This is a genomic window from Bernardetia sp. MNP-M8 (genome assembly GCF_037126285.1).
Classification (GTDB): domain Bacteria; phylum Bacteroidota; class Bacteroidia; order Cytophagales; family Bernardetiaceae; genus Bernardetia.
The window spans coordinates 2,497,316-2,510,995 of the sequence record NZ_CP147012.1; the positions used below are offsets into that span (position 1 = coordinate 2,497,316).

The 13,680-nt window shown below is 31.8% G+C and carries 12 protein-coding genes and 2 tRNA genes; 6 read left to right on the plus strand and 8 right to left on the minus strand.

The window, feature by feature from the left end; genetic code table 11:
* Window positions 1–103: 103 nt before the first annotated feature.
* Together V9L04_RS10370 and V9L04_RS10375 are read left to right on the plus strand one after the other, a co-directional pair.
* On the plus strand, window positions 104–1,210 hold the full coding sequence (locus V9L04_RS10370; protein ID WP_338794024.1) for a DUF6268 family outer membrane beta-barrel protein: 1,107 nt from the start codon (window positions 104–106) through the stop codon (window positions 1,208–1,210).
* A gap of 191 nt (window positions 1,211–1,401) precedes the next feature.
* Window positions 1,402–1,923 (plus strand): DUF2147 domain-containing protein, encoded by a 522-nt coding sequence (locus V9L04_RS10375; protein WP_338794026.1) that lies wholly within the window; start codon window positions 1,402–1,404, stop codon window positions 1,921–1,923.
* 394 nt (window positions 1,924–2,317) lie between these two features.
* Here V9L04_RS10375 and V9L04_RS10380 read toward each other — a convergent pair whose 3' ends face one another.
* The 5 genes from V9L04_RS10380 to V9L04_RS10400 all read right to left on the minus strand — a co-directional run bounded on the left by V9L04_RS10380 (window position 2,318) and on the right by V9L04_RS10400 (window position 5,531).
* Window positions 2,318–2,773: a biopolymer transporter ExbD gene (locus tag V9L04_RS10380; RefSeq protein WP_338794028.1), complete on the minus strand. Its 456-nt coding sequence runs from the start codon at window positions 2,771–2,773 to the stop codon at window positions 2,318–2,320.
* 58 nt (window positions 2,774–2,831) lie between these two features.
* On the minus strand, window positions 2,832–3,413 hold the full coding sequence (locus tag V9L04_RS10385; RefSeq protein WP_338794030.1) for a biopolymer transporter ExbD: 582 nt from the start codon (window positions 3,411–3,413) through the stop codon (window positions 2,832–2,834).
* 12 nt (window positions 3,414–3,425) lie between these two features.
* Window positions 3,426–3,953: a hypothetical protein gene (locus V9L04_RS10390; protein WP_338794032.1), complete on the minus strand. Its 528-nt coding sequence runs from the start codon at window positions 3,951–3,953 to the stop codon at window positions 3,426–3,428.
* 183 nt (window positions 3,954–4,136) lie between these two features.
* Entirely contained in the window at window positions 4,137–4,982 is an 846-nt protein-coding gene (locus V9L04_RS10395) for a MotA/TolQ/ExbB proton channel family protein (RefSeq protein ID WP_338794034.1), read from the minus strand.
* 461 nt (window positions 4,983–5,443) lie between these two features.
* A tRNA-Ser gene (locus V9L04_RS10400) sits at window positions 5,444–5,531 on the minus strand.
* A 336-nt stretch (window positions 5,532–5,867) separates the two neighbouring features.
* Between V9L04_RS10400 and V9L04_RS10405 the strand changes: the two genes are divergently transcribed.
* Entirely contained in the window at window positions 5,868–7,358 is a 1,491-nt protein-coding gene (locus tag V9L04_RS10405; RefSeq protein ID WP_338794036.1) for an MFS transporter, read from the plus strand.
* A gap of 154 nt (window positions 7,359–7,512) precedes the next feature.
* Window positions 7,513–9,054 (plus strand): long-chain fatty acid--CoA ligase, encoded by a 1,542-nt coding sequence (locus tag V9L04_RS10410; protein WP_338794038.1) that lies wholly within the window; start codon window positions 7,513–7,515, stop codon window positions 9,052–9,054.
* 248 nt (window positions 9,055–9,302) lie between these two features.
* On the opposite strand, the gene V9L04_RS10415 is transcribed toward V9L04_RS10410, so the two are convergent.
* From V9L04_RS10415 to V9L04_RS10425, 3 genes are all read right to left on the minus strand, one after another.
* A tRNA-Cys gene (locus V9L04_RS10415) sits at window positions 9,303–9,373 on the minus strand.
* Window positions 9,374–9,491: 118 nt separating this feature from the next.
* Window positions 9,492–10,817 carry a 30S ribosomal protein S12 methylthiotransferase RimO gene (gene rimO / locus V9L04_RS10420; protein WP_338794040.1) on the minus strand — a complete coding sequence of 442 codons (1,326 nt, stop codon included), beginning with the start codon at window positions 10,815–10,817 and terminating at the stop codon, window positions 9,492–9,494.
* 315 nt (window positions 10,818–11,132) lie between these two features.
* Entirely contained in the window at window positions 11,133–11,828 is a 696-nt protein-coding gene (locus V9L04_RS10425; protein WP_338794042.1) for a type 1 glutamine amidotransferase domain-containing protein, read from the minus strand.
* Window positions 11,829–12,075: 247 nt separating this feature from the next.
* On the opposite strand from V9L04_RS10425, the gene V9L04_RS10430 reads away from it, so the two are divergent.
* Together V9L04_RS10430 and V9L04_RS10435 are read left to right on the plus strand one after the other, a co-directional pair.
* Window positions 12,076–12,768: a hypothetical protein gene (locus V9L04_RS10430; protein ID WP_338794045.1), complete on the plus strand. Its 693-nt coding sequence runs from the start codon at window positions 12,076–12,078 to the stop codon at window positions 12,766–12,768.
* 8 nt (window positions 12,769–12,776) lie between these two features.
* Window positions 12,777–13,643 (plus strand): lysophospholipid acyltransferase family protein, encoded by an 867-nt coding sequence (locus V9L04_RS10435; RefSeq protein WP_338794046.1) that lies wholly within the window; start codon window positions 12,777–12,779, stop codon window positions 13,641–13,643.
* Window positions 13,644–13,680 lie beyond the last annotated feature (37 nt).

Here is a 13,680-nt window from a genome sequence, read left to right on the forward strand (position 1 = left end):
TTTAAAGAAATGTTAATATATTAGTGATTCATTTATAAAATTATCAATTCTTATTTTACAGTAACTACAAAATTACACACAAACCTCCAAAAACTTTTATTTTATGAACAAAAGATACCGTTTATTTGCGATTGCCTTTTTATTTTGCTTTTGTCTTTTTGGTAATCTCTTCCTAGCCAAAGCACAAGTAGATACAGGTGATGTCATTGCACCTGATGAAGAAGAAGAATTTAGTATGGATGGCTTTGAAGAAGCTGATGATACAGTCATTAAAAAATATTGTAATAATAAAATCAATAACTTAAATCCTACTACACTTATCGGTTTGAGCTATGATTTTATGTTTGGCTCAGAACTAGAATCTATAAACCCAGATGATAGTGATAGCACTTTTAGTTACACATCTCCTATCAGTCTAAATCATGGTATTCGTTTGGATGCTAATATTCCTTTAGTATCTAAGAGTAATATTATTTTCAATGCTACTTTTTCATATTGGGAAAGTCGTTATAATTTTGATCAAGTAGATACTAGAGATGCTTTAGCTCTTTCATTAAATAACAATCCACTTCGTACAGCTACGTTAGGAATTTTAGCTTTCAAACCTCTTGATGAAAAACATTTTCTTATATTTCAAGCTGCTACTTCACTCAATGGAAATTATAGTATTGGAACGTATGATGCTGGAGAAGTAGAGCCAGATTTTGGAAAGATGAAATATACTGCTTCTCTACTTTATGGTTGGAAGAAAAGTGATAATCAAAACTTAGCTATTGGTGTTACTCGTACATATCGTGGTGGTAAACTTTTACATGTGCCTATCTTCATGTGGAATAAAACGTTTAATAATAAATGGGGAATGGAATTATTATTACCTGCTCGTGGCTCTCTACGTTATAATTTTTCTGCAAAATCGTCACTTAATTTTGGTTATGAGTTAGAGGGACAAAGCTATCTCTTACAAAATTCGCCTAACAATGATATATTTGCTACCAATAATTATGAACTAAGTAAATCTGAAATTCGTGGGCGTATCGAACTCAATAAAGCACTTTCTAGTTTTATTCGTCTGAATCTTCAAGCTGGTGTAGCTCCTGCATATCGTTTTGATTTGGCAAATGGAGCAAGTAATGATGCAAATGAAGTATCAATAGGAAGTCTTGGTTTACCTATGTATTTCCGTATTGGTCTTAACTTTGTAAGTCCTTAATTACTAAGTAATTAAAATTAAAAGAAACTATTGAAAAATAACATTTTATCCAAAAGGCATAGTTTTTGAATTTTCACTATATAAATAGTAAAACTATTGCTTTAACATAGCAAAACAATTTATTGTAGATACAAGGTTAATTGTAATTTTATTAAAACCTATTCAGACAACACTTTAATTTAAACTTCATTATGAAAACACTTCATATCTTATTTGTAGCTCTTTTTGCTTCTTTATTTGTTTTGACAAGCTGGACAGCAGCCGAATTTTACTCTCCTACACAAGATAGCCCAGGAGATATTTTGATAGGTGATTGGCAGCCAAGCGATAAACGTTCTGTTATTCGTATTTCTAAAGGAGAAGCTAGTAAAGGACAAGACGTAAATAAATACTATGGTCGTATTGTATGGCTAAAAGAAAAAGATAATCCAGACGGAACACCTCGTTTAGACATCAATAATCCAGATGAATCAAAGCATTCTGATAAAATATTAGGAATGACAAACATGAGAGATTTGGAATTTGTAGGTGATAAAGATGATTTAGTTTGGGAAAATGGAAATATCTATGATCCTAAAAATGGTTCTGATTACAGCTTTGAAATGACAATGAGTAAGAAAAATACAAATCTTGTCGATGGACGTGGTTATATTGGTGTTTCTATGTTTGGTCGTACTGATACATGGAAACGCTTGGTTAAAAAAGGAAAATAACCTTTTTCTTTTCTAAGACAAAATACTCTTTCTATATCACTTAGAAAGAGTATTTTTTTTGATTATATTAAAATAAAAATTATTTTCCCTTAAACTTATTGTTGAAGCATTTTGCTTGGAGATGCCTTTTTGCCAGCATATGCTGATAGATAGATATAATATACAATCTTATGCCAGTATAAGGAAAATTCAATATCTGTATTGGTAGTATCTAAACTATAATCGGGACATTTATTGTGAATAAGAGTATTGAATTTGTAGTGAAATTCTTATCTCAAAATATATTTATACATTTTCAGGCAAGATAGCATAACAGTACAATATATTTTATATAAAAAAAGCCATTCTCAATAAATTGAAAATGGCTTTTTCTTTTGTATAAATTTCTCTGATATTATTCTTCTCCTTTAGAGGCTGCATAATAGATTTTGAGAGCTTCTGTTTCACGAAGTTCTTCACGAATATCTATTACAACTCCCATATCCAAACCAACATCGCCTTTTATAGCTACACGAAAACGATTTTTATCTACTTCGGGTACGTTTGCCATAGATTCCACTGCAAACTGTTGAATTTGATCTAAATTGATGAATACATCATTTACTTGAATACGAGGTGCTGTACCAAATTGATCTGCTTCTTTTGGTTTACCAATATAAATATTAGCTACCAAATTGGCTTTTTCCATTTTCTGCACTTGGTTTGCTTGTGGCAAAAGTACGTTTACTTTAAGCGTATTTTCTCTCATTACAGTCGAAACCATAAAGAAGAAAAGTAACATAAAGATAATGTCTGGCAGAGCAGAAGTAGGTATCTCTGGATTCGGTTTTGGTTTCTTTTTAAAAGGCATGCTATTTCTAGTTTAGAAATGGTATTTCTGTGTATTCTTTGGTTATTTATTAAGCTAGTTATTGTGCTCCTCCACTACCTGTTGGCTCTGCATCAGATACATTGAGAGGATACTTGTCTTTAGCTAATTTATAACGGTCTTTATTTACTTGTGTATCCTGTCTTGAAATTTCTAAGAAATCATCAACAGTAATTTTTTCACCTAATTCTTTGGTCAAATATTCTGCTCTAAGTTCATTATAGCCTTGTAAAATTTCATCTAAAACAGTTAAGTAAGTTGTATAATCTGTACCTCTGTCTGTTTTGATTGAGATAATGGCATCTTTTGGACTTACAGAAAGTTCAGGATCAACACCATAATTATTTACATGTGCTTTTATTTCCTTTTTTATCTGACTCATTTTGCCTTCTTCTCCTTCAATAAGCAATTCATTGCTAGAGTTAATAATAACTTTATATACATTTCGCTTATTGAGTTCAACTGGAGGAACTTCTCCTTCAGGCTTAGGTGCTAAATCTCTATAAACTCCTTTTTCGGAAGCAATACGTGTAGTTACTAAGAAAAAGATAAGTAATAGAAAGGCTATATCTGCCATCGAACTGGCATTTACGCCTACATCGTCACGTTTTTTCTTTCCCATAATAAAATTTTCTTATTTAAATGAACGGCTTACTTCTCCAAAAATAGCTCCTATAAAAGCGACTGCAATCATAACATAGGTCATAATGAGTACGCCTCCAATATATTTTGCACCTTCTGCACTCATTTCTTCATCTGTTGTTTTTACGGCTGTTGCATCAGCAAAAGCATAACAAATAAAGAATACAACGACTAAAACTCCTAATGAAATAGCAATTTTAACAAGTGCTTTTGGGTCTTGAGTAACTGTATAAACTAAAGGAAGTACAATAGCTGCAATCATTGCAAAACCAACAAGTACATAAGAGAGAGGAATAAACCAATCTGCAACTGCATTACCTGTAATTTGTTCTTCTACCTTTGTAGGTAGTTGTACTTTGTCCATAAGGTCATCAGTAATGTCTGTATAACCTTTTTCTTCTACAGCTTGCTTCTTTGCTAATTCTTTTTGTGCAGGATAGCCCGAACAGCCATATACACCAAAAGCAACAAATAAAACGACAACGATACCGTAGATGATTAAAGAAAGATATTTTTGCATAATTCTTTTTATCTAATTTTTATCTGAGTATTCTAGTAAATTGTTAATAAATTGATTTCTAAGTGATTTGATAGTTTTAAAAACTATTTATACAAAACCTTAAAATAGAATAGGTGTATTAGTTGTACAGAATATATACTAATAGTAACACACCTATTTTTACTTTAATTCTTTCTTAACTAATTACTTAGAAAGGTCATGTTTGATAAGCAAATCTACAAGAGAAATAGAAGCATCTTCCATATCTGTAACAATTGAGTCAATTTTAGAAACACAATAATTATAAAAGATTTGAAGAATTACGGCTACAATAAGACCACCTACTGTTGTAAGAAGTGCTACCTTGATACCACCTGCTACTAGTGAAGGTTGAATATCACCTGCTGCTTGGATAGCATCAAATGCACCAATCATACCGATTACTGTACCCATAAACCCAAGCATTGGAGCAAGAGCAATAAAGAGTGAAATCCAGATAAGTCCTTTTTCTAACTTGCTCATTTCTACTGAACCAGAAGACATAACTGTTTTTTCTACGATTTCAATACCACGATTAGCACTCATAAGACCTTGTGCAAAAATGTCAGCAATAGGACCACGAGTAGCAGCACAAACTTCTTGCGCTCTAGAAACACCACCTTCACGGAGAGCATCTTCTACTTTAGCCAATAATTTGTCTTTATTTGTACTAGCAAGGTTAAGAACAATAATACGTTCAATAGCAACTGCAAGACCAATAATTAAACAGATAAGTACCAATGACATAAATTGCCATCCACCTTCAATAAACTTTTCTTTGATAGCTTCGTGAGTTGTTTGTTCTGGAACAAGGGCAGCAGCAGCAGCGTCAGCATCTGCTTTTACTTTTGCAGCAGCAGCTTCTTCTTCCATTTTTTGCACATTGGCAATAGAATCATTTACTCTATCTATAGAGTCTTGATTTACCATCATTTCGCTGTCATCTTGAGCGTGCGTTGTACCAATAGCGAAAAAGCAGATTAGGGCAAGCAGAGAAAATAATTTTTTCATATTAGTCTGAGTGATTTACGGAGTAAATAATCTTATAGGTTAAGATATTAGGTTTAGCAGTTTGGGCTAAGGGTGTAAAATTAAAATTGACAATAAATTAAACTAAAATTAAATAGACTTTATTATTCATTTAGAATAGTGAGTGATTCAATTTTAACTTATTAATAAAACAATATTTGACAAAGTAATAAAATTTCAATCAAAAAAAATAATGTTTTCAGTGTCAACAAAGATTTTTGCTGAAAAATTATTTTAGAATTAACACAAACCATAAAATTCTATTACTACAAATGTTTCAGTGTTTTGTAATTTCACAAAATACAATTGAAACTAGCAATAGTAGATTAAGAATACATTTTATGTCCTAAAAGTAACATTTTAGTTTGAGATAATCAAAAAAAAATAATTCAAGTATAAATTAGTGTTCCTAATACGTCTATTTTATAGATTTTTTGTTTTTGCAGAGAGGAAGGGATTCGAACCCCCGATGCCCTTTTGGGGCATACTCGCTTTCCAAGCGAGCTCCTTAAGCCACTCGGACACCTCTCTAAAGTTTATCTATTTTTGAGTAAAGTATCTTTTATTCTTTATTCTATCTACAAATAAATTAAGAAAAAACACGGTATGCAAATTTTATTTCATTTTTTTTGATAATATATCCAAACTTATTTTAATAATATGCGTATAAGCATTTTTTATCTTCAAAAAATGTTCAAAATCAAAACTTTATCAAAAAAAATATCAATACATCTATATTTGCTGTCCTTTGAAGAGATACAAGGTTTGAGAATCTATCAAAATCATGTATTTTGTGCTTAATTAGGCTTTTCTACAAATCTATCAACACTTAGGAAATGATTTTATTTTCCTTTATATCAACTGCACTTGGAGAACAACTTAGATATACAAACCAACAAAATAGAAGATTCGATTAAGATTGATTTGAACACTTCGAAAAGTGGACAAGGCTCAAAGAGAATCTACAAACGCCCTGAACTTCCTATTACGGCTGTTTTGGGAAGTGCTTTTCTTATATACGGTATTCTTTACCATGCTGCTGCATTTGCTGTTTTGGGAGCTGTCTTTTCGTATGATAGAAGTAGTAGTGAAACAACTATTTTGATGAATATTCGGGATATTAGTTACATTGTTTTTACAATTGTAGGAGCTATCATTGTTCCTCGTTGGTCTGCTCGTAATATAATTGTTGCTTGTTTGTCATTAATGGCAATTTGTGCTATTGCTGTATCTTTCCAAACTCACAACTTTGCATTAGCTGAATTTTTATTTTTCTTAACAGGAGGGTCTTTTGCGCTTGTTCGTTTGGCTGCATACTGGCTTCTTAGTTTAGAATCAAAGAAGAAAGGACAACATGCAAGGCGAATAATGCACTTAGAAGGAATGTACTTACTGGGAGTTGCTCTTAGTTATATTCTCTTTTTACCTTATATTCAAGATATTGATTCTTCTTGGACTCAAGCCTATTGGATTCTTTTGCCTTTTTTGGCTATTGCTATTGGTTTTCAGTTTTTACATTATCATTATCCTTTACGTTCTATTCCTGAGTCTTGGAAAAATGAGTTTCGTCATGCTCGTAAATCACTGAATGGTTTATTAATTAATTCTATTCTCTTACTTTCCATTTTTTGTGTATTTATTGCTTCTATTATTTATGTTCATTTTGAAGAATGGGCAAATGTTTTTGCAGTCACACTTATAGATTTAAAAAACAGACAATTTTATGATTTAGGTGCTTTAGCTATTATTTTCTTAGTGATGGCAATTAGTCGTTTACTTATTGGGACTCTTTTACAACGAGCAGGGCGTTTTATGATTTTTGTTTTTTGTGTTGTAGGGTTTATGTGTTTAGTGCTTTGGAATGGAGATATTTTTAGTAGTCAGACCATTTATCCTGCGTCTGTTTTCAATGACATTTCACCTTATTCATTGCTTCTCCCTGCAACAGCCTTTTTCTTAGCCCCTATTTTGCCTTTGATTTATGCTGTAGTGATTACACAAGCTTCAGAAAGACAGCAACCTCTTGTAATTGGGCTTTTATTAGGAGTAACAATGTTAGGCAAACTTTTATTTACTTCTCTTTCTGCTAAATCGTATAAATATTTTGTAGATTATACAGCTTTTTATTTGATACTAATTCCTCTTGCATTGCTTTTAGTTTTGTTTTTCTTGGCATATTCGGATTTAAGTAGAGACTCAAGACTATTCCATAGAAAAAAAAGAAAATCAAATAAATCTAAAAAGACTAGAAGAACAATAAAACGTAGATTTAAACAAGTTAGAAAAGAAGAGAAAAAAAATCAAGGCTTAGACAAAGATTTGGAATGGATAGAGGAAGAAGAGAATGAAGATATATGATGATGTTCTCATTTTATTATGATACTATTTTTATAAAATATGAGATTATTGTTAAAATTATTGTCTTGTATATTTGTTATCTTGAAAGATATTTTTATTAAATATTAATTCGACAACATCAACATTCTTTCTTAAAGACCTAAATATATAAACTATGATTAACCTTTCTGTTATTTTAGAAGATAGTGCTAGAAAGTTTCCCAACAAGGACGCTTTTATTTTTATGGACAAACATTTCAGTTATAACCAAATAAATGCTGCTGCTAATCAAGTGGCAAATGGTTTGGTGAGAAATGGAATAAAAAAAGGCGATAGAGTAGCCCTAAGTTGTTTGAATTTACCTTTTTTCCCTATTGCTTATTTTGGTATTCTTAAGGCTGGAGCTATTGTAGTTCCACTTTCGGTGTTATTAAAAAGAGATGAAATTGAGTATCATTTGAAAGATTCTGGAGCGAAAGCCTACTTCTGTTTTGAAGGCACTGCTGAGCTACCTATGGCTATTGAAGGTAAAGCAGGATTTGATGCTACCACTAGCTGTGAACAATTCTATGTAATTACTGGAAATCCAGCTGCTCCTTCTCCTATTGAAAATACAGAAACTCTAGGTTCATTAATAGCTAATCAGTCACCGATTTTTGAAAACATACAAACTTTAGCAGATGATACAGCCTTAATTATTTATACTTCTGGTACTACTGGAAAGCCCAAAGGTGCTGAATTATCGCACTCCAATCTGATACATAATGCTATGCTTTCTACAGATATTACAGACTTAAATCGTGATGACAAACAGCTTATTGTTTTGCCATTGTTCCACATTTTTGCTATGACAGTATTGATGAATGCTGGATTGTATAAAGGAGCTACTAGCGTACTCTTACCTAGATTTGATGCCGAAACTGTATTGGAATTAATGCAAAAACATACGGTAACCGTTTTTGCAGGAGTTCCGACTATGTATTGGGGATTACTCAATTATGAAAATACTAAATTTGACTTAAAGGCAATAGCTAAAAATCTCAAAACATGTGTTTCTGGTGGTGCTGCATTGCCAGTAAATGTATTAGAGGAATTTGAGGCAAAATTTGAAGTGCCAATATTAGAAGGGTATGGAATGTCAGAAGGTTCTCCAGTTGTTACCTTCAACCAAAAAACTGTTGGTAAAAAGGCTGGTTCTGTTGGTACTCCTGTTTGGGGTGTGGAAGTGAAAATAGTAGATGAAAATGATAACGAAATGCCAATCGGAGAAAAAGGAGAGCTTATTTACCGAGGACACAATGTAATGAAAGGTTATTTTAATAGACCTGAAGAAAATAAAGTAACACTGAAAAATGGTTGGCTATATTCTGGAGATGTTGCAATAAAAGATGAAGATGGCTTTTTCTTTATTGTCGATCGGACAAAAGAAATGATTATTCGAAAGGGACTAAACGTATATCCTAGAGAAGTTGAAGAGGTAATAATGAAACATCAGGCAGTATCAATGGTAGCAGTAATAGGTGTGCCAAATGATGAATCAGGCGAAGAGATAAAGGCGTGTGTAGTAGTGCATAAAGGAAAAGAAGTTTCAGAAGAAGAACTAATGGCTTATACTAAAGAGCATATTGCAGCGTACAAATATCCACGCATTATTGAGTTTATGGACGCACTACCTATGAGTGCCACAGGAAAAATATTAAAGAAAGAATTGAGTTAATATTCACTATTCTAGGACTAAGGAATATAAAATGAATAAATTTACATTTTGAAAAATTCACGCATTAATAAACAAGGTTAAAACCCTGTTCAATTAAAAAACTACCTTATGAATTATAAATTGTACAGGGTTTCAACCCTGTTTTATAGATAGCTAAAAATGTAAATTTATTTTTTTAGTCTTCCTAAGATACTTTTAATAAAAAAAGACTTGTCAAAATGACAAGTCTTTTTATTACAAGTGTTATGAGGTTGCGAGCGGATTCGAACCGCTGTACACGCTTTTGCAGAGCGTTGCCTAGCCGCTCGGCCACGCAACCTTTTTATTTTGCACTCTCTAAAGTTTGTGTTTTAGAGAGTGCAAACTTACGAATCTTAATTGATTTTGCAAAGTAAAAGTTCATTTTTATAGAAAAAACTAATAAAAATATTTTTTTCTTACTTGACTACTTCTCCAAACAAATCAAATTCTTCTACTTTATCTATCTTAACATTAGCAAAATCGCCTATTCGTAGATATACTTTTCTTGCATCTACCAAAACTTCATTATCTACTTCTGGCGAATCAAATTCAGTTCTGCCAATAAAATAATTTCCTTCTTTTCTATCAATAAGGGTCTTATAAATCTTACCTATTTTTTCTTGATTGAGTTCTAAAGAAATTCCTTGTTGGATTTCCATAATCTCAGCAACACGTTCTTGTTTTTCTTCTTCACTTAAAGTATCAGGCATTGAATGCGAATGTGTGTCTTCTTCATGAGAATAAGAAAATACGCCCAATCTATCAAAACGCATTTTTTCTACAAAATCTAATGTTTCTTCGTGGTCTTCTTGTTCTTCATGGGGGTGTCCTGCAATAAGTGTTGTACGAATAGCAATTTCAGGCAATTTCTGACGGATAGAATCAATTAATTCCTCTGTTTTTTCTCTTTTAATTCCTCTACGCATTGCTTTCAAAACTTTGTTCGAACCACTTTGCAAAGGAATATCTAAATAATTACAGATTTTTTCATGCGCTTTCATTGTATCAATGATTTCTATCGGAAAGCCTGTTGGATATGCATAATGCAAACGAATCCATTCAATTCCTTCAATATCAGCTAATTTTTCTAAAAGCTCAGATAAAGCCCTTTTTCTATAAATATCAATTCCGTAATAGGTTAATTCTTGTGCAATCAACATAATTTCTTTTGTACCTCTTGCAGCCAAGTTTTTAGCTTCTTGAACTAATTCTTCCATCGGACGAGAAACATGTTTTCCACGCATCAAAGGAATGGCACAAAACGAACATGCTCTATCACAACCTTCTGAAATTTTGAGATAAGCAAAATGCTGAGATGTTGTGGTAAGGCGTTGCCCCAAAAGTTCGTGCTTATAATCGACATTGAATCTATTGAGGATTAAAGGCATATCTAATGTACCAAACCAATCATCAACTTCTCCAATTTCGCTAGAAAGTTCGTCTTTATAACGATGCGACAAACAACCCATAACATATAATTTATCAATTTCGCCTCTTCCTTTTGCTGCTGCGTAATCTAAAATTGTATTGATAGATTCTTCTTTTGCTTTTTCTATAAAACCACACGTATTGATAATAATAACATTTGGTTCTTCAATTTTCTTTTTGGTTTCTAACTGATGATGAGCATCAATTTCATTTGCACGAAGTTGAGTGAGTATATTTTCAGAATCAACAAGGTTTTTTGAGCAGCCTAATGTGATTATATTTACTTTATCTTTTTTGATTGTACCCGTTTTCATTTACTGTTATATTTTGGAAGCTAGTTTTATTTTTCAAAAATAAAAAAGCTAATGGATTTGTCTTCTTTAGAAATAAGGATGCAAAATTACACAAAAAATAACAGAAAACATAAGTTATAAATTTTAAAATAAAATAATAAATACTTGATTTTCAGTAAGATAAATTATCTCTTTATGAAGAGACTTTCTTAAAAGCTTTTTAGTAGTTTATACAGTAAATGAACAAAATAATACTTCAGCAAATAATTTATTGAAAGAAAAAAGGCAGGACAAAATGCCCTGCCCTTTAGTTTTCTCTAAACGATTTTTTATAACTTAGACAACTTCAACTTCTTTAAGTTCTCTTTTTAGTGTTTGTCCAAGAGGAGTTGCTGAAGCTGGGTTTTGTCCTGTAATCAGTCTTCCATCAACTACTACTTTTGCTTCACCATTTGCAGCCTGATGAAACTTTGCGCCACGCTCACGAAGTTTTGATTCTACCAAAAATGGAACTACATCTTCTAATCCTTGTTCTTTTTCTTCTGAATCAGTAAATGAATTGACATCTTTTCCATCTACTAAATAAGAGCCATCACTTAATTTTAGATTTACAAGAGCTGCTGCACCATGACAAATTGAAGAAACAATTCCTCCACTTTCATAAATAGTAGCTGCAATTTTTTGAAGTTCTTTGTTTTCTGGAAAATCCCAAACTGTTCCATGTCCACCTGCAAAAAATATTGCTTTGTAATCAGATGGTTTTATTTCAGACGGTTTTTTTGTGTTTTCTACTCGGTTTCGGTATTTTTCATTGTGCCAAAACTCTTTATTTATTTCGTCATCTAAATCAAAAGCTGTCACAGGTGCATGTCCACCTTTCGGACTTACAAAATTGATTTCATAACCTGCATCATGCAATACCTTCCAAGGATGTGATACTTCGCTCAAATGATAACCTGTTTCTTTTCCTGTATCGCCAAGTTTGTTGTGGCTAGTAAGGACAAATAAAATTTTTTCTTTTTGCTCTGCCATAATCTAATAAGTTGTTTAAAAAATGAATATTAAAAAATAGTTTAGATAAAAATAAATATTTTATGAATCATAAAACAAGTTCTAAACTGCATTATAAAACACCTTTCTTATTGAATTGTTTGGATTTTTTAAATATTGAATATAATCTTATCATTTTTTAAAATTTATCATCTTTACCAAAAAACTGCTCTTATTTATGTAATTTTGAATATCCTTTTGATATAAACCTACAAACTAACTAGCCCCAATGAAAAAAAAACTACAAAAATTTACTTTAGTGCTACTTTCTGTTTTTACTCTAACTTCTTGTTTTGAGCTTCGTGAAGAAGTGTATATAAAGAAAGATGGTTCAGGAACTTACTCACTTACTGTCGATTTAAGTGGACGCAAACAAGAAATTGCTATCACTACTTCGCTTACAGATTCTACACAAGAAGAAAAAAACTTTGTTGCCAATATTGAAAATGTAATTCAGAAAAGTAGTGAGAGTTTTTCTGAGATTGGAGGAATTACACACGTTGAATATACAACTGATTATGAAAATTATTTGACAGGTTTTAGCTTTGATTTTGATAACGTAGAATCACTTACGGCAGCACTTAATCAACTCAATACCGAACCTGCCCCTTCAAAACCTGCTTTTGAATTCTCTAAGCGTACTTTTGAAAGAAATAATACACATTATCTCAAACCACTTTTAGAACGAGCAAAAGAAAGACAACAAACACCAGAAGACGAAGCAACAAAACGTTTTCAAGATTATGTTTTTGAGTCTGCTAACTATGTTTTTATTGTTCGTACAGAAGGCAAAATCAAAAAATATTCAAATAAAAAAGCGACTTATTCTTCTGATGATAAAAATGAAATTGTTTTGAATTATAGTTTTTCAGAACTTCTTTCTGGTAGAGCTAATTTGGATAATAAAATGAAATTGAGATAAAAACTACTATGATTCCATTCCTTATAAAATTTCTTGCCCGTTTTCCTTTTTGGTTTTTATATTTAATTTCTGACTTCCTTTTTGTGGTGGTATATTATGGAAAGCTATATAGAAAGCAAGTAGTTTTGGATAATCTTTATCGTGCCTTTCCTGAAAAAACGCAGAAAGAAAGAGAAAAAATTGCAAGAGCTTTTTATAGAAATTTTTGTGATTTTATTATCGAAACACTAAAATCTTTTCATATTTCAAAAGAGGAAGTTGTTAGGCGAACTCGTCCGACTCCTGAGTCTTTAGAAATAGCTAAAACAGTTGCTAAAGACAAACAATCTATTATCGTTTTGGCAACACATCATTTGAGTTGGGAGTGGGTCAGTTTGTCGTGTTCAGTAGAATTGGAAACGATTGTGAAACCTATCTATAAAAGACTAGCCAATAAAAAAATTGATGAATTGATTTATGAAATGCGTTCACAATTTGGAGCAGTTCCACTAGAGATGAGAATTTCAAATAGAGAGATTATTAAGCCAACAGATGTTTCGGTAGGTTATGTTTTGGTAGGAGATCAAACACCAGCAGGAAATAATAGACAGTATTGGACTAATTTTTTTGGAAAGGAAGTGCCTTTTTTTGTGGGTGTGGCTCGTCTTGCGCCTCAATCTAATTTACCCATTTATTTTTTGAGAATTACGAAGCCAAAAAGAGGGCATTATTTATATTCTTTAGAATTAATGCGACAACCTCCTTATAACCCAGATGAGAGTGGAACAGACTTTTCTATTCTTGATGAGTATTCACAAAGAATAGAAGAAGCTGTTCGCAATTCTCCTGAAAATTGGCTCTGGACGCATAAGCGTTGGAAGCGAGTTAAAGAATAATTATAGAATTTGATAAATCAAATTACTACGTTTTGTA

Bases quoted from the DNA above. Each gene is read 5' to 3' on its own strand.
- V9L04_RS10395 (WP_338794034.1), bottom strand. From the start codon at position 4,982: ATGAAAAAATTATTTTCTCTGCTTGCCCTAATCTGCTTTTTCGCTATT.
- V9L04_RS10380 (WP_338794028.1), bottom strand. From the start codon at position 2,773: ATGCCTTTTAAAAAGAAACCAAAACCGAATCCAGAGATACCTACTTCT.
- V9L04_RS10425 (WP_338794042.1), bottom strand. From the start codon at position 11,828: ATGGCAGAGCAAAAAGAAAAAATTTTATTTGTCCTTACTAGCCACAAC.
- V9L04_RS10390 (WP_338794032.1), bottom strand. From the start codon at position 3,953: ATGCAAAAATATCTTTCTTTAATCATCTACGGTATCGTTGTCGTTTTA.
- V9L04_RS10410 (WP_338794038.1), top strand. From the start codon at position 7,513: ATGATTAACCTTTCTGTTATTTTAGAAGATAGTGCTAGAAAGTTTCCC.
- V9L04_RS10370 (WP_338794024.1), top strand. From the start codon at position 104: ATGAACAAAAGATACCGTTTATTTGCGATTGCCTTTTTATTTTGCTTT.
- V9L04_RS10435 (WP_338794046.1), top strand. From the start codon at position 12,777: ATGATTCCATTCCTTATAAAATTTCTTGCCCGTTTTCCTTTTTGGTTT.
- V9L04_RS10385 (WP_338794030.1), bottom strand. From the start codon at position 3,413: ATGGGAAAGAAAAAACGTGACGATGTAGGCGTAAATGCCAGTTCGATG.
- V9L04_RS10430 (WP_338794045.1), top strand. From the start codon at position 12,076: ATGAAAAAAAAACTACAAAAATTTACTTTAGTGCTACTTTCTGTTTTT.
- rimO (WP_338794040.1), bottom strand. From the start codon at position 10,817: ATGAAAACGGGTACAATCAAAAAAGATAAAGTAAATATAATCACATTA.
- V9L04_RS10375 (WP_338794026.1), top strand. From the start codon at position 1,402: ATGAAAACACTTCATATCTTATTTGTAGCTCTTTTTGCTTCTTTATTT.